Here is a 14,162-nt window from a genome sequence, read left to right as displayed (position 1 = left end):
AGTGGAACCATAACGGCTTTGCCGCGCTTGTCTTCCCCCGCGCGGTCAAATTCCCGAAACGCTCCGCGATTCACGGCGTCGCGGAGCTTCTCGGGATTCTCTTTCGCATTTTCTTCTCGCGAACCGGTCCTTTTCGCTCGAAAATGCGCTCAACGCTCGTAGACGACCTCGCCGCCGAGAATGGTGAGATCGCAGCGCGTGTCGCCCAGGATAGCGGCCGGATCGGCGGTCAGCAGATCGCGCGAGAACACCGCGACATCGGCCAGGAAGCCCGGCGCGAGGCGGCCCTTCACCTTCTCCTGCTTCTGCGAGAAGGCGCCGAACTCGGTATAGGCCTGCAGCGCTTCCTCGATCGAGACGCGCTGGGCAGCATCCATCACCGTGCCCTTCCACGTCTGGCGGGTCAGCATGGTGTGGAAATTCGGGAAGGGGTTGGGGTCGCAGACCGGTGCGTCGCTGCCCGTCGCCGGCTTCAGGCCGAGGTCGAACCAGGTGCGGAAGGGATAGCTCGGCAGCGCGCGCTCGGGGCCGAGCACCTTGACGTAGGCATCGCCGAAATCATGGATGAAGACCTGCTGCGGACAGGGATAGATGCCGGCCTTGACCATGCGCTCGTGCTGCTCGGGGGTCGAGAAGCCGCAATGCTCGATACGGTGGCGACGGTCCGGGTCGGGGAAGGCTGCGAGCGCCTTCTCATAAGCGGTGATGAGCTGCTCGATCGCGGCGTCGCCGATGGCGTGGCAGACGAGCTGATAGCCCTTCTTGTGGGCATCGAGCACCATGCGCTCGAGCTCGGCATCCTCCCACATCCAGACGCCGGTGGTCTTGTCCTCGCCGAGATAGGGCTCGGTCATCCAGGCGGTGCGGCCACCGGCCGAACCGTCGAGGAAGAGCTTGACGCCGCCGATCATCAGCATCTCGTCGCCGGTGCCGGAGATCAGGCCGGCGGCGTAGCACTCCGGCACGATCGAGCGGCCGTCGTCGCCGAGCAGCGTCAGCCAGGTGCGGACCGGCAGGCGGCCGTCACGCTTGGCGCGATGGTAGGCGGCGATCTCGCGGAAGCCGCCCTTCTGGCCAACCGCTGCGTCCATGCAGCTGGTGATGCCGAGCGAGAGCAGATACTGCCCGCCGCGCTCGATGCCGGCGATGATGTCCTCCTCGGTCGCCGCCGGGATCGCAGCCTGAACCGGCGCGCGGGCGTTCTCGGCGAGCAGGCCGGTGAGCCGGCCGTTCTGCTGCTCGATCAGGCCGCCCTGCGGCGTGGGCGATTTCTCATCGATGCCACCGAGGCGCAGCGCCTCGGAATTGCAGATCGCGATATGGCCGCAGGCGCGCACCAGCATCACCGGGTTGTTCGGCGCGGCGCGGTCGAGCTCCTCGCGATAGGGATGGCGGCCGGTATCGAGCTTGGTCTGGTCGTAGCCGCGCGACAGAATCCATTCGCCGGGCTTGGCTGTGGCGGCGCGGGCCGAAATCGCGCCGAGCAGGGCCTCCAGCGTCGGCGCGGCCTCGGGCTTGGAATCGACCCAGCCCATGGTCATGCCGAGCGAGACCAGATGCAGGTGGGAATCGTTGAGGCCCGGCGTCGCGAGCCGGCCCTTGAGATCGATGACGCGGGTCTTCGGCCCGATCAGCGGCTTGATCTCGGCATCGCTGCCGGCCGCCAGCACCTTGTCACGGAAGATCGCCAGCGCCTCGACCACGCCCTCCTCGCGACCGCACCAGATCGGCCCGTTGCGCAATACGATATCGGCCTGAATCGCCATGGTGTTCTCCTCAAATCCAGTCGTCGCCGGCGCCTGCGCGGCGGTCAGATATCGTCGAGCGGAAAGATCGGGCGGCGCACCTTTTTGTAGGGCCGCTCCTTGAAGTTGCGGGTCGAGAGCGCGCCGGTATCGACCTCCAGCACCTCGCGCGCAATCGGCTCGAAGGCGGCGCGGAAATGCTGCATCGACTTGACGATCACCGTCGATTTGCGGGTCGGGTCGACACCGAGCGAGGTGAATTGCGCGAGGTCGGTCGCCTGGCCGTTATGGGTGATGACGATGATCTCGACATCGTCGACGCGCAGCAGGGCCGAGAGCCCGTAATTGCGCCAGACGCCGCCGGCCATCGGGCCATGGCAGAGGAAATAGCCGTCCGTGATCGCGACCACGTGAGCGTCGAGATCGAGCGGCGCGCCGCCCATGGTCGGATCGACCTTGCCGCCGAGCTTGATCCGGCCCCGCTTGCCGACGCCGATCGCCTGCGCGGCGAGCACGGCTTCGGGATCGTTGATCGCGTGGAAGCCGACATTCTTCAGCCCGGCATCGAGCACGGCGCGCAGCAGATTGGTGGCGTCGCCATAGGCGCCGGAACCGGGATTGTCGGAATAATCCGAGATCACCACCGGCTTGTAGCCCGGCTTGCCCGTATCGGCCTCGCCGGCCTTGGCGCGGGCCATGGCTTCAGCCAAGGGCGTGAAATGGATCGAGGAGAAGCGGCGCTGCTCCCAGGCGTAATCCATCAACTCCTCGGCGATGGCTTGAGCCTTGCCCCGATCATCGGCCGTGACCGCAATCGAGGGGCCGATATCGTGAACATCAGCCGAGGAGAAGCCGGCCTGGACGCTGACGACGAGCGCGTCGCCGGAAGCTTCCAGCGCGTCGCCACGGCGGAGCAATTCCAGGAACGGCGGCGAGGTCGTGCGCCCGCCATCGAGCGCGTAGAGGATCGGGCGCCGGGCAAGCGCGACCCTGGGCTTGATCTCGCCCTTCAGCGCGCGCTGCAGCAGCGCCGCCGCCTGCCAGGTCCGCTCGTATTGATCGATATGCGGATAGGTCCGGTAGGAGATCAGCGCATTGGCGTTGTCGGCCATGAGCTCTGTCACCGTCGCATGCAGGTCGAGCACGGCGACAACGGGAATGTCCGGGCCGATGCGCTTGCGCAGCCGCGCCAGCAACTCGCCCTCGCCGTCATCCGAGCTTTCGGTCGACATCGCGCCGTGGAGATGCAGCAGCACGCCGTCGACGCCTGGGGCAGCATCGCAGATCTGGCCGGCGAAAAGATCGAAGGCCGCGTCGGTGACACGGCCGGAGGGGTTGGCGCCGGTCACCAGCGGATGAACAAGGCTCCAGCCGAACTTGTCGGCGGCCTCGAAGGCCGCGCCCATCGAGGTGCGCGTGCCGCGGAAGGCGCCCGGGATTTCATTGTCGCGGTAGGCGCCATGCGCCCTGAAGGTGGCTTCGTCCGTGAGCTGAACACTGAAGGTGTTCGTCTCATGCATGAACTCGGCGATCAAAACGCGCGGCACCGTCATCTCCCCAAACATATCGTTCAATTTTTTTGACAGTCTTGGCGAGCCCACTCGCGATTTGCCACTGTTTTTCGCGCATGCATCCCCAGAAACCTGCGCGCTTGTCGAAATGTGGTGAATATGCTCGACTGAGCGGAACCAACTGGCCGATGGCGCCGTTTTCGCAGCGGACCCCCGCGAGCACCCGCCCATGCCGGTTTCCCCACAGGCTAAACGCCCTGCCGCAGCAACGCGACTGCGGCGCGTTTCATCAGACGAACTCACGATCCGTCGCGTTCGCCACGGCCGCTCTTTCGGCTACCGGGACGCGGAGGGCGGCAAGATCAGCGACGAGGCCACCCTCGCCCGCATCCGCTCCCTCGCCATCCCCCCGGCTTATGAGGATGTCCGCATCGCGGCCGATCCGCGCGCCCATCTGCAGGCGATCGGCCATGACGAAGCCGGCCGCATCCAGCATCGCTACCATCCGGACTGGGAGAAGGTGCGCGAGCGGCGCAAGCTCAAGCGGCTCGCCCGCCTGATCGAAGCGCTGCCGAAACTGCGCGCCCGCATCGCGGCCGACGTCAAGGCGCGGACGCTGTCGCGCGACAAGGCACTCGCTTGTGCGGCGGCCATCATCGACCGCTGCCATCTGCGCGTCGGCAACGAGACCTACGCCAAGGAGAATGGCAGCCATGGCACATCGACGCTGCTCAAGCGGCACGTCGCGCTGACAAGCACGCGGGTCGCGCTGCATTTCCGCGGCAAGAGCGGCAAGGACATCTCCTGCGCCATCGATGATGCGCCGCTGGCCCGCGCGATCGCCCGGATCACCACCCTGCCCGGCCGGCGATTGCTGCAGTATCGCGGCGATGACGGATCGGTCGCACCGATCCACGCCGGCGAGATCAACACCTATCTGAAGCGCGCCTGCGGCCTGCCCATCAGCAGCAAGGATCTGCGCATGCTCGCCGCCAATGCCGCCGCGGCGGAGCTTCTCCTGGCCGGCGAGGCGGTGGCGAGCGAGGCCGGCCGCAAGCGCCAGCTCGCCGACATCATGCGCGCAATCTCGGAGAAGCTGGTCAACACGCCGGCCGTCGTCCGCAAGAGCTATGTCCACGCGATCGTCATCGATGCCTATGCCAGCGGCCGTTTGCAGAAGAGCTATGCGAAGGCGCGCGCCAAGCCCGGCTGCTCGCGCATTGAACGCGCGCTGGGGCTGCTGGCGGCCTGAACCTCGGGGGAACAATGCCACCCTTGAGAGCTTGGTCCTGAAAACCCCCTTTTCAGAGGAGAGCCGCCATGGCCCCGGCCGACAGGAAGCGCGAGAACCCAGCCCTGCTCGAGGATGAGCGCAGGCCCGCGAACGCCAACCAGACCGCCGTCGACGCCGATCCGACCCAGAGCCGCCGCGTCAGCGACCGCACCAATGTCCATGATGCCGGCAGCGATGCCAACGACACCCCGGACGGGCTGACGGAATCGGAAGAGGCCGTGCGTCAGGCCGCCGAGGACGTGCCTGTCGGCAGGCCATTGCGCGGCAAGGCGGAGTCGATCCCGGTCTTCGACCGCGGCTCGCTTCCGCCCAAGGCCTGAGCCGGAGAGGACAAACCCATGACCGGCGATTGGAGCTTTCTCATCTGGATTGTCCTGATCGCCGTGCCGATCGGGATTGTCCTTGCAACCTTCTGGGCGCGCTCGCGCGGTCCCGGGGAGGTGATGCTGGGCAAGCCCAGCGTCGACGACCCGCGCGATCCAATCTAGCAAGCGCCTCGAACCAAGGTTCCGCGCTCAGGATAGCGGCGGTTAGATCGACTTGAAGCTCGGATAATGCCCGCGATAGCTCTTCTCGAGGATCGCGACGCCGCCGCGCTCCTTCAGGATCCGGGCAACAGCGAGGCCGAGCTCACGCGCCTGTTCCGGTGCGGCGCTCTGATCGGCGACGACGCGCTCCGTGCCTTCGATCGAGGTCACCTGCGCATGCAGCGTCAGGCGGCCGTCCTGCCATGTCACACAGGCGCCGACCGGCAGGCTGCAGCCGGCCCCGAGCGCATGCATCATCTCGCGCTCCGCCTCAGCCTCGGCACGGGCCTGCGGACACTCGATCGCCTTCAGCACCTCGATCACCGCCGTATCCTCGGCGCGGGCCTCGAGCCCGAGCGCGCCCTGGCCGACCGCATAGGGGAACAGGGACGGGGCGAGCGCCTCCGACGAGGCTTCGTCCATGCCGAGCCGGCGCAGGCCGGCCTGTGCGAGAATGACCGCATCGAGCGCATCCTCGCCGCCGATCTTGGCGAGGCGCGGGCCGACATTGCCGCGGATCGGCACGACGGTGACGTCCGGCCGGAGGTTCAGGATCTGGGCGCGGCGGCGCAGCGAACCGGTACCGACGCGGGCGCCCTGACGCAGCGTGGCCATGGTCGCGCCGCAGAGCGCATCGCGCGGATCCTCGCGCGGCGGCACCGAGGCGAGAACGAGGCCTTCATGCAAGGTGGTGGGCAGGTCCTTCAGCGAATGGACGACGAAATCGACCTCGCGCTTCACCAGCTGCTGCTCATGCTCGACGGCGAAGACGCCGACCATGCCGAACTGGTGGAACTCGGAGACGCGGTCGCGGTCCGCGATGGTGGCGATCTGGCAGAGGGTAAATTCCGCCTGCGGGAACTTCTCCCGGATCAGGCCCATGACGTGATTGGTCTGGGCCATCGCCAGCGGGCTGCGGCGCGTGCCGATCCTCAGATGCATGACTTGAAGCTTTCGGTCCTGTCCGGCCGGGCCGGTTATTGCGGCGGTCTATAGCAGGGGGGCGACGGGCTGACGAGTGCGGCGCAAGCCCGCGCCGAAAGCAGTGCCGGGCTTCAATCGTAGCCGGGGCTCGGCGCCGCCCGCCGCATGGCGGCCATCGCCTGCCCCAGCACCTCGATCACGCGCGGATCGCGGGATTGCGCTACATTGAATCGCATGAAATTGCCGGCCACCTGGGCGACGCTGAAGACATTGCCCGGCGCCAGCACCACGCCCTGCATCACGGCAAGGCGGGCAAGCTCGGCGGAATCCACGTCCTCCGGCAACCGGCACCAGAGATAGAAACCGCCGCGCGGCATCAGCCAGGGGCGTATCCCGAGCGTCTCGAGCCGGGCTGCGACCTCGCGCCGGGCCTGAGCCAGGCGCCTGTGCAGCTCCTCCATATGCTTGCGGTAGCTGCCGCCGGCGAGGACACCCGCCAGCAACTCCGTCGAGACCGGCCCGGGGCCGCCGAAGCTGGTCGCGACCTGCAGATCGACCAGCCCCTCGACCCAGTCGGCCTGCGCCGCGATGTAGCCGCAGCGGACGGCGGCGGAGAGTGTCTTCGAAAAGCTGCCGATCCGGATGACGCGCTCCAGCCCGTCGAGCGCCGCCAGCCGCGCCGAGGGCTCGGGCTCGAAATCGGCGAAGATGTCGTCCTCGACGATGATCATGTCGTTGGCTGCGGCAGCGCTCAGCACGCGATAGGCGGCCTGCGGCGACAGACTGGCGCCGGTGGGATTGTGCAAACCGGAATTGGTCAGGTAGAGGCGCGGGCGCTCCGCTGCGACCACCGCCTCGAACGCCGCGATATCCGGCCCGGTCGAAGTATAGGGCACGCTCAGGATCCGCACCTGATGCGCCCGCAGCAGCGCCTGAAAGTTGAAATAGCAGGGGTCGTCGACAAGGACGGCATCGCCCGGCCGCAACAGGAAGCGACAGATCAGGTCGAGCGCCTGCGTGCCCGAGCCGGTCAGCATGAGCTGCTCCGGCGAAACCGTGAGCCCCGCCTCGGCAAAGCGTCCCAGCAAGAGCCGGCGCAGCACGGAAGCGCCGCGCGTGCCGCCGTAATCGGTCAGGATCGCGCCGTCGGCCCGCGCCAGAGCCCGGAAGCCCCGGCGCAAGGCCTCGTCCGGCATCCAGTCGGCCGGCAGCCAGCCGCAGCCAGGTTTCAACGCACCCGGCTCGGCATCGAGCGACTGGCGCGAGACCCAGAAGGGATCGACCACGAGCTCTTGCGGCGAGGCCGCCTGCGTCAGCGCCAGGGGCGGCAGGCCGCCGCCTGTCACATAGAAGCCGGAACCCCGCCTTGCGCGGATCAGCCCCTCGGCCGCGAGGCGGTCATAGGCCTCGACGACGGTGGAGGGTGACACCTTCATCGTCGCAGCAAAGCCGCGGATCGAAGGCAAGCGATCGCCGGGCGTTAGCGTCCGCGCCGCCAGCCGGCTGCGGATCGCCGCCATCACGACAGCCGTGCGGGTGGCCCCGTCTTCGCCTTTGCTGATTGTATGGCCATCCATAGCCATACAGTTTGCCATGAATGTATCGGTCTGTCGCTGGCGATCTGGAGGACAGACGCATAGAGCACGGCTTCCGGCACATCAGCAGAGTGGATCAGATGTTCAGGGATTGGGGCGGCAAGGGCTGGGGCAGCGGGCTCATCGGCGTGCTGATCTTCAGCGGCTCCTTGCCGGCGACGCGCGTCGCGGTGGCCGGCTTCTCGCCTCTGTTCCTGACCGGTGCCCGCGCCGCGATCGCGGCGCTGCTGGGCGCGATCTGCCTGATGCTTTTACGCCAGCAATGGCCGAGCCGGGCGGATATCCGCCCGCTCGCGATCGTCGCGCTCGGCGTCGTCCTCGGCTTTCCGCTGCTGACGGCGCTCGCCCTGCAGCATATCCCCTCGGCGCGCTCGATCGTCTTCATCGGCCTCTTGCCGCTCGCGACCGCGCTGTTCGGCGTGCTGCGCGGCGGCGAGCGGCCGAAGCCGGTGTTCTGGCTGTTCTCGGGCATCGGCAGCGCGACCGTTGCAGGCTTCGCGCTCGCCAACAGCGATAGCGGCTCGCTGACGGGCGATCTGCTGATGGTCGCTGCCGTCCTGCTCTGCGGGCTTGGCTATGCCGAAGGCGCGACGCTCTCGCGCCGGCTCGGCGGCTGGCAGGTGATCTCCTGGGCGCTCCTGCTGTCGCTGCCGGCGATGGCCGTTCTCGCCCTGCTGTTCTGGCCCTCGACCTGGCAGGGCATCGGGACGCCGGCCTGGATCGGCCTTGCTTACGTTTCGATCTTCAGCATGCTGGTCGGCTTCGTCTTCTGGTACCGGGGCCTTGCACTGGGCGGCATCGCCAGCGTCGGCCAGCTCCAGCTGCTGCAACCGTTCTTCGGACTCATGCTGGCGGGCTGGCTGCTCGGCGAGCCGATCGCCTGGACGATGATCGCCGCGACTGCCGTCGTCGTGCTCTGCGTGGCCGGGGCGAAGCGCTTCGCCTGATCGCGACCTCCCCGAACTCTTGGAATTCCCGCCGTCCACGGCCATCTTGTGACTATTGGAGGTTGCGTGATGGCAAGCGGATGGGCTCCAGACGGAGCGGTTCAGGACCAGATCGACGGCTCGATCACGGATGCCGTTCGGTTGGCGCGCTCGCGGCTGCCAAGCGGCCCCGGCGAGATCTACTGCCAGGAATGCGGCGAGGAGATCCCCGAAGCGCGGCGCCTCGCCATGCCCGGCGCCCGGCTCTGCGTCGCCTGCCAGTCCGGCCACGATCGCTCGGCGGCACAATCCGGCTACAACCGGCGCGGCAGCAAGGACAGCCAGTTGAAGTAAGTTTGGCTGCAGCGGAACGCGCCGCGTTGCTTCCGCTGCCCCCAAGGACGGGCACCCACCAGAAGCGATGGCGATGACGCGCTGCGATGTCGGGGAGAGTGGTGCCGCAAGAGGGATTCGAACCCCCGACCCCCTCATTACGAATGAGGTGCTCTACCAGCTGAGCTATTGCGGCAACGGGTGGCGCTGTACCAGCAGGCGGTTAGCTTGGCAAGCCAATCTCACCGTCATGCACAGTGCCTCGACTTGACGGCACACAGCAGCCGTCAATCCTTGCGCAGCTTCTCCGTCTCCGGCTTCTCCTGGCCAAGCGCGACGATGCCGCGGCGGATCGTGCGGGTACGGGTGAAATGCTTGTGCAGCGTCTCGCCATCGCCATAGCGGATGGCGCGGGTGAGCAGGGCCAGATCCTCGTTGAAGCGGCCGAGCATTTCCAGCACCGCTTCCTTGTTGTGCAGGAAGACGTCGCGCCACATCGTCGGGTCGGAGGCCGCGATGCGGGTAAAGTCGCGGAAGCCGCCGGCCGAAAACTTGATCACCTCGGATTGCGTCACCGCCTCCAGATCCTCGGCCGTGCCGACGATGTTGTAGGCGATGAGATGCGGCAGGTGGCTGGTGACGGCCAGCACGAGATCATGATGCTGCGCGCTCATCACCTCGACGAGCGCGCCCATGCCTTCCCAGAACTGGCGGGTTTTGGCGATGGCCGCAACGTCCGTGCCTTCCGGCGGCGTCAGGATGCACCAGCGATTGAGGAACAAGCTCGGGAATCCGGCATCAGGGCCGGAATTCTCGGTGCCCGCCACCGGATGGGCCGGCACGAAGGCGACGCCCTCGGGCAGATACGGCGAGACGGCGTCGACAACCGAGCCCTTGACCGAACCGACATCGGAGACGATCGCGCCGGGCTTCAGCGCGGAGGCGATCTCGGCTGCGACCGGGCCGCAGGCGCCGACCGGCACGCAGAGGATGATGTGATCGGCATCGCGGGCCGCCTCCGCCGCCGTCTCCGTAACGGCATGGCCGAGCCCGAGCTCGCGCGCCCGCTGGCGGACGGCTTCGTCGCGATCCGCCAATACGATCGTGCCTGCGAGGTTCAGCTCCTTCGCCGCGCGCGCGATCGAGGAGCCGATCAGCCCGATGCCGATGATGGCGAGGCGGGCGAAGACCGGCTCAGAACGGCGCGGCGCGAAGCTTTCCGCCATCTCGGTCACGCCTTGAGGAAGTCGGCGAGCGCGGCGACGACGAGGCGGTTCGCCTCCTCGCTTCCGATGGTCATGCGCAGCGCGTCCGGCAGGTCGTAGCCGCCGACGGCGCGCAGGATCAGGCCGCGTTGGGTCAGGAAGGTATCGGCGTCCCTGGCGGTCTTGCCGGGCGTCCTGGTGAAATGGATCAGCACGAAATTGCCGACCGACGGGGTGACGGTCAGGCCGAGCTTCTCCAGCTCGGCCGTGGTCCAGGCGAGCCACTTTTCGTTGTGTTCGAGGGCGGCAGCGACATGCGCCTCGTCAGCGACGGCGGCGGCACCGGCCTCGATCGCAGCGCCATTGACGTTGAACGGGCCGCGGATGCGCTCGAGTGCGTCAATGATATGGGCCGGCGCATACATCCAGCCGATGCGCAGATTGGCGAGACCGTAGATCTTCGAGAAGGTGCGGGTCATCACGACATTCTCGCTCTCGGCAACGAGCTCGATGCCGGAAGCGTAGTCGTTGCGGCGGACATATTCGGCATAGGCCGCGTCGAGCACGAGCAGGACATGCGGCGGCAACCCGGCCTGCAGGCGCTTGACCTCGTCGAAGGGCAGATAGGTGCCGGTCGGATTGTTGGGATTGGCGAGGAAGACGATCTTCGTCTTCGGCGTCACCGCGGCGAGGATGCCGTCGACATCGGCGGTGTAGTCCTTCTCGGGCACGATCACCGGCTTGCCGCCCGCAGCGAGGATCGCGATGCGGTAAACCAGGAAACCGTACTGGCTGTAGATGCCCTCGTCGCCGGCGCCGAGATAGGCCTTGGTGACGAGCTCCAGCAATTCATCCGAGCCGTTGCCGCAGATGATCCGCTGGGGGTCGAGGCCGTAGCGGCCGGCGATCGCCTGCTTGAGCTTGGTCGACGTGCCGTCGGGATAAAGCTCCAGCTTGGCGGCAAGACCCTCGAAGGCGGCGATCGCCTTCGGGCTTGGGCCGAGCGGGGTTTCATTGGAGGAGAGCTTGTGCAGCTTCACGCCGGCAGGCGCGGCGGATTTGCCGGGGACATAGGCCTCGATATCGAGAACGCCGGGACGCGGGACGGGACGGGTCGCCATGACGATTGACCTTGCAGCAGGAAACGATGCGAGCCCGCTCAGCGGGCGGATTTGACGGAGAACCGGGCGGCGTGGCTGCCGACCTCGGCGAAGTCGCTCAAACCCGCCGGCACGAGGGCCTGGCGGATCGCGGCCTGATCGACCTCGCCGGAGGCCGCGACCAGCAGCGACAGATGCGAGCCATCGGCGGCGGAAGCCGAGACCTCGGCCAGATGCTCGGCGAGGCCCTGACGCAGGTTCTCGGACCAGCGCTCGACGCGGGCGGCATAGAGGACGATCTCACGCACGGCCGCATCCGCTAGCGGCTTGGCGATGCAGTAGACCGGCGTTCCCGCGGGATGATCGGGCCGCTCGACGAAAGGCAACCGGGCGATGATCTTGGGCGCATCGGCCCCGATCAGGTCACGCCACCAGATCCCGGCGCTGGCGCCCTGGTCCATGCGGAAGATGCCGAGATCGCCGGCCGATTCAGCGACAGCGCGGATGACGGCACGGGCATCCTCATGCGTCACGAAAGGCACGGTGAAGCCGAAATGGAAGCGAGCGGAATCGCGCATCGCCGGGTCGCCGCCAGAGGTGTCGGCATGAACCGAATAATTCGCCTGCACATAGGTGAAGGTCGCGATGATGATGCGCCAGACGCTCTCGACCGTGTCGAGCGGCAGCAGGCCTTTATGGCTGAGCGCGAGCCGCTTCATGATGTCGGCCTCGCGGCCGGGACGGAAGGCGGAACCGGAGGCCTGCGTCTTCTTGATCGAGATCAGCGTCTCGATGACCTGCGAGCGCTCCATCAGCAGCGCATGCATCGCGCTGTCGATGCGATCGATTTCACCGCGGAGATCGGCGAGGGACGTGGGAGCGGCTTCGGTCATGGCAACGCGCTTTCCGGCAAGGCCACGCTCCTTAGCGCTCCCGCCGCGCCTTGGCAAAGCCGGCTGCGCAGTCCCGCGTTGACAGAAGCGCTCTGGCGCGGCATCGCGCGAGCCGGATCTGATCGGGTTGACCAACCCGATCAGTGAATCCGCCTCGCTACTTTGAACAAGAGAACGCGTGATCCAAAAGGATTGCGTTGCAATCCTTTTGGCGCGTGCTCTAGAGTTCGATTTTCCGAACGCCTGGACCGGCAAGACAAATCCCACTGCCGAAGCGGACGACATGAGCGATCTTTCCCCCGGCCTTGCCGATCCGCAGAAGGAGGCGAACGAGCCCTCCAGTTCGGTCGCGCGCTTCGGCCCTGACACGCCCTTGCTGATGGATTGCGGCGTCGTGCTCGACCACTGGCAGATCGCCTACCAGACTTATGGTGAGTTGAACGCGTCTCGGTCCAACGCGATCCTCGTCTGCCACGCGCTGACCGGCGACCAGTATGTCGCGAGCCGCAATCCGATCACCGGCAAGGGCGGCTGGTGGACGGCGATGATCGGGCCGGGCAAGCCTGTCGATACCGACCGCTTCTTCGTGATCTGCGCCAATGTCATCGGCGGCTGCACCGGCACGACCGGGCCGGCCTCGACCGACCCGGCAACGGGCAAGCCGTGGGGGCTGTCCTTTCCGGTCGTCACCATCCGCGACATGGTGCGGGCGCAGGCCGCGCTGATCGACTCGCTCGGCATCGAGACATTGTTCTGCGTCGCCGGCGGCTCGATGGGCGGCATGCAGGTGCTGCAATGGGCGGCGAGCTACCCCAACCGCGTATTCTCGGCCCTGCCGCTCGCCACCGGCGCCAAGCATTCCGCCCAGAACATCGCCTTTCACGAGGTCGGCCGACAGGCGGTGATGGCCGATCCGGAATGGCGGCGCGGGCGCTATCTCGAAGAGGGCACTCGGCCCGCCAAGGGACTGTCGGTGGCGCGGATGGGCGCGCATATCACCTATCTCTCGGAGCAGGCGCTGCACCGCAAGTTCGGCCGCAAATTGCAGGACCGGGAGGCGCCGACCTTCTCCTTCGACGCAGACTTCCAGGTCGAGAGCTATCTGCGCCATCAGGGCCTGAGCTTCGTCGAACGCTTCGACGCCAATTCCTATCTCTACGTGACGCGGGCGATGGATTATTTCGACCTCGCCGCCGACCATGACGGCGTGCTGGCACGCGCCTTCGCGGGGACGAAGACGCGCTTCTGCGTCGCGTCCTTCACCTCGGACTGGCTGTTCCCGACGGCGGATTCGCGCGCGATCGTGCATGCGCTGAATGCCGCCGGGGCCTCGGTCTCCTTCGTCGAGCTGGAGAGCGACAAGGGCCACGACGCCTTCCTGCTGGAAGAGCCCAATCTCTTCGCCACGACGCGCGGCTTCATCGGCGCGGCGGCGCGGGCACGCGGACTTTAGACCATGGCCTTCAGCGACAACCAGACCAACCGCATCGACCTCAAGCTCGTCGCCGAGATGGTTCAGCCCGGCACGCGCGTGCTCGATGTCGGCTGCGGCGATGGCGCGCTGCTCGCGCTGCTGGCCGAGAGCCGGCAGGTCGATGCGCGCGGTATCGAACTGTCGCGCGAGGGCGTGGCCGGCTGCGTCGCGCGCGGGCTTTCGGTGATCCAGGGGGATGCCGACACCGATCTCGGCGACTACCCCGACGATAGCTTCGACTACGTCATCCTCTCCCAGACGATCCAGGCGACGCGCAATCCCCGCCTCGTGCTGGAGCAGATGTTGCGCATCGGCCGGCACGCCATCGTCTCCTTCCCGAATTTCGGGCATTGGCGGATGCGCTCGCAGGTGTTCTTCCAGGGGCGGATGCCGGTGACGGATTCCCTGCCCTATGCCTGGTGGGACACGCCCAATATCCATTTCTGCACGATCCGCGACTTCGTCACGCTCTGCGACCAGATCGGCGCCAAGAAGGAGCGCGCTGTCGCGCTCGACGCGGCCGGCGGCAAGGTCGGCGTCAACGCGCCCTGGTGGTTCTGGAACCTGTTCGGTGCACAGGCCGTGTTTTTGCTGAAGCGCGGCTAGCGCCGACCTGCCCCCTCTCCCTTGCGGGA

14 protein-coding genes and 1 tRNA gene are annotated in these 14,162 nt (G+C 67.1%); 7 read left to right on the top strand and 8 right to left on the bottom strand.

Annotated elements, in window-relative coordinates; translation table 11 throughout:
• Positions 1–149: 149 nt before the first annotated feature.
• Together ACWIEX_RS04025 and ACWIEX_RS04020 are read right to left on the bottom strand one after the other, a co-directional pair.
• The gene (locus tag ACWIEX_RS04025; protein ID WP_454031836.1) at positions 150–1,766 is read right to left on the bottom strand and encodes an amidohydrolase; all 1,617 of its coding nucleotides are present in this window, start codon (positions 1,764–1,766) and stop codon (positions 150–152) included.
• Positions 1,767–1,810: 44 nt separating this feature from the next.
• Positions 1,811–3,292: a M81 family metallopeptidase gene (locus ACWIEX_RS04020; RefSeq protein ID WP_454031835.1), complete on the bottom strand. Its 1,482-nt coding sequence runs from the start codon at positions 3,290–3,292 to the stop codon at positions 1,811–1,813.
• Positions 3,293–3,485: 193 nt separating this feature from the next.
• On the opposite strand from ACWIEX_RS04020, the gene ACWIEX_RS04015 reads away from it, so the two are divergent.
• The 3 genes from ACWIEX_RS04015 to ACWIEX_RS04005 all read left to right on the top strand — a co-directional run bounded on the left by ACWIEX_RS04015 (position 3,486) and on the right by ACWIEX_RS04005 (position 5,038).
• Complete coding sequence (locus ACWIEX_RS04015) at positions 3,486–4,508, top strand: DNA topoisomerase IB (protein ID WP_454031834.1); 1,023 nt, start codon at positions 3,486–3,488, stop codon at positions 4,506–4,508.
• A 68-nt stretch (positions 4,509–4,576) separates the two neighbouring features.
• Positions 4,577–4,870, top strand: a complete 294-nt coding sequence (locus tag ACWIEX_RS04010) for a hypothetical protein (RefSeq protein WP_454031833.1) — start codon at positions 4,577–4,579, stop codon at positions 4,868–4,870.
• 18 nt (positions 4,871–4,888) lie between these two features.
• The gene (locus ACWIEX_RS04005; RefSeq protein WP_454031832.1) at positions 4,889–5,038 is read left to right on the top strand and encodes a hypothetical protein; all 150 of its coding nucleotides are present in this window, start codon (positions 4,889–4,891) and stop codon (positions 5,036–5,038) included.
• A gap of 42 nt (positions 5,039–5,080) precedes the next feature.
• Here the strand turns inward: ACWIEX_RS04005 and hemC are convergent, their stop codons facing one another.
• Both hemC and ACWIEX_RS03995 read right to left on the bottom strand, forming a co-directional pair.
• Positions 5,081–6,019 carry a hydroxymethylbilane synthase gene (hemC, locus tag ACWIEX_RS04000; RefSeq protein WP_454031831.1) on the bottom strand — a complete coding sequence of 313 codons (939 nt, stop codon included), beginning with the start codon at positions 6,017–6,019 and terminating at the stop codon, positions 5,081–5,083.
• Between the two features lie 113 nt (positions 6,020–6,132).
• Positions 6,133–7,578 carry an aminotransferase-like domain-containing protein gene (locus ACWIEX_RS03995; protein ID WP_454031830.1) on the bottom strand — a complete coding sequence of 482 codons (1,446 nt, stop codon included), beginning with the start codon at positions 7,576–7,578 and terminating at the stop codon, positions 6,133–6,135.
• 98 nt (positions 7,579–7,676) lie between these two features.
• Here ACWIEX_RS03995 and ACWIEX_RS03990 point away from each other — a divergent pair, with 98 nt between their 5' ends.
• Together ACWIEX_RS03990 and ACWIEX_RS03985 are read left to right on the top strand one after the other, a co-directional pair.
• Positions 7,677–8,543 (top strand): DMT family transporter, encoded by an 867-nt coding sequence (locus ACWIEX_RS03990; RefSeq protein ID WP_454031829.1) that lies wholly within the window; start codon positions 7,677–7,679, stop codon positions 8,541–8,543.
• 69 nt (positions 8,544–8,612) lie between these two features.
• Entirely contained in the window at positions 8,613–8,876 is a 264-nt protein-coding gene (locus ACWIEX_RS03985; RefSeq protein ID WP_454031828.1) for a DksA/TraR family C4-type zinc finger protein, read from the top strand.
• Positions 8,877–8,975: 99 nt separating this feature from the next.
• On the opposite strand, the gene ACWIEX_RS03980 is transcribed toward ACWIEX_RS03985, so the two are convergent.
• From ACWIEX_RS03980 to ACWIEX_RS03965, 4 genes are all read right to left on the bottom strand, one after another.
• Positions 8,976–9,051 (bottom strand) — tRNA-Thr (locus ACWIEX_RS03980).
• 91 nt (positions 9,052–9,142) lie between these two features.
• Positions 9,143–10,081, bottom strand: coding sequence for a prephenate/arogenate dehydrogenase family protein (locus tag ACWIEX_RS03975; RefSeq protein ID WP_454031827.1), 939 nt, complete (start codon positions 10,079–10,081; stop codon positions 9,143–9,145).
• A 5-nt stretch (positions 10,082–10,086) separates the two neighbouring features.
• Positions 10,087–11,187 carry a histidinol-phosphate transaminase gene (hisC, locus tag ACWIEX_RS03970; RefSeq protein WP_454033457.1) on the bottom strand — a complete coding sequence of 367 codons (1,101 nt, stop codon included), beginning with the start codon at positions 11,185–11,187 and terminating at the stop codon, positions 10,087–10,089.
• Between the two features lie 32 nt (positions 11,188–11,219).
• Positions 11,220–12,053: a chorismate mutase gene (locus tag ACWIEX_RS03965; RefSeq protein WP_454031826.1), complete on the bottom strand. Its 834-nt coding sequence runs from the start codon at positions 12,051–12,053 to the stop codon at positions 11,220–11,222.
• Positions 12,054–12,336: 283 nt separating this feature from the next.
• On the opposite strand from ACWIEX_RS03965, the gene metX reads away from it, so the two are divergent.
• Positions 12,337–13,506, top strand: coding sequence for a homoserine O-acetyltransferase MetX (gene metX / locus ACWIEX_RS03960; RefSeq protein ID WP_454031825.1), 1,170 nt, complete (start codon positions 12,337–12,339; stop codon positions 13,504–13,506).
• Between the two features lie 3 nt (positions 13,507–13,509).
• Positions 13,510–14,133, top strand: a complete 624-nt coding sequence (gene metW, locus ACWIEX_RS03955) for a methionine biosynthesis protein MetW (RefSeq protein WP_454031824.1) — start codon at positions 13,510–13,512, stop codon at positions 14,131–14,133.
• Positions 14,134–14,162: the final 29 nt, after the last annotated feature.

The organism is Allobosea sp. NPDC055353, from assembly GCF_053644975.1.
This window is presented reverse-complemented; position numbering and strand designations above follow the sequence as displayed.

Coding starts and splice junctions, on each gene's coding strand:
- ACWIEX_RS03990 (WP_454031829.1), top strand. CDS start 7,677: ATGTTCAGGGATTGGGGCGGCAAGGGCTGGGGCAGCGGGCTCATCGGC.
- hemC (WP_454031831.1), bottom strand. CDS start 6,019: ATGCATCTGAGGATCGGCACGCGCCGCAGCCCGCTGGCGATGGCCCAG.
- ACWIEX_RS04010 (WP_454031833.1), top strand. CDS start 4,577: ATGGCCCCGGCCGACAGGAAGCGCGAGAACCCAGCCCTGCTCGAGGAT.
- ACWIEX_RS04015 (WP_454031834.1), top strand. CDS start 3,486: ATGCCGGTTTCCCCACAGGCTAAACGCCCTGCCGCAGCAACGCGACTG.
- ACWIEX_RS03985 (WP_454031828.1), top strand. CDS start 8,613: ATGGCAAGCGGATGGGCTCCAGACGGAGCGGTTCAGGACCAGATCGAC.
- metW (WP_454031824.1), top strand. CDS start 13,510: ATGGCCTTCAGCGACAACCAGACCAACCGCATCGACCTCAAGCTCGTC.
- ACWIEX_RS04025 (WP_454031836.1), bottom strand. CDS start 1,766: ATGGCGATTCAGGCCGATATCGTATTGCGCAACGGGCCGATCTGGTGC.
- ACWIEX_RS03965 (WP_454031826.1), bottom strand. CDS start 12,053: ATGACCGAAGCCGCTCCCACGTCCCTCGCCGATCTCCGCGGTGAAATC.
- ACWIEX_RS03975 (WP_454031827.1), bottom strand. CDS start 10,081: ATGGCGGAAAGCTTCGCGCCGCGCCGTTCTGAGCCGGTCTTCGCCCGC.
- metX (WP_454031825.1), top strand. CDS start 12,337: ATGAGCGATCTTTCCCCCGGCCTTGCCGATCCGCAGAAGGAGGCGAAC.
- ACWIEX_RS03995 (WP_454031830.1), bottom strand. CDS start 7,578: ATGGATGGCCATACAATCAGCAAAGGCGAAGACGGGGCCACCCGCACG.
- ACWIEX_RS04005 (WP_454031832.1), top strand. CDS start 4,889: ATGACCGGCGATTGGAGCTTTCTCATCTGGATTGTCCTGATCGCCGTG.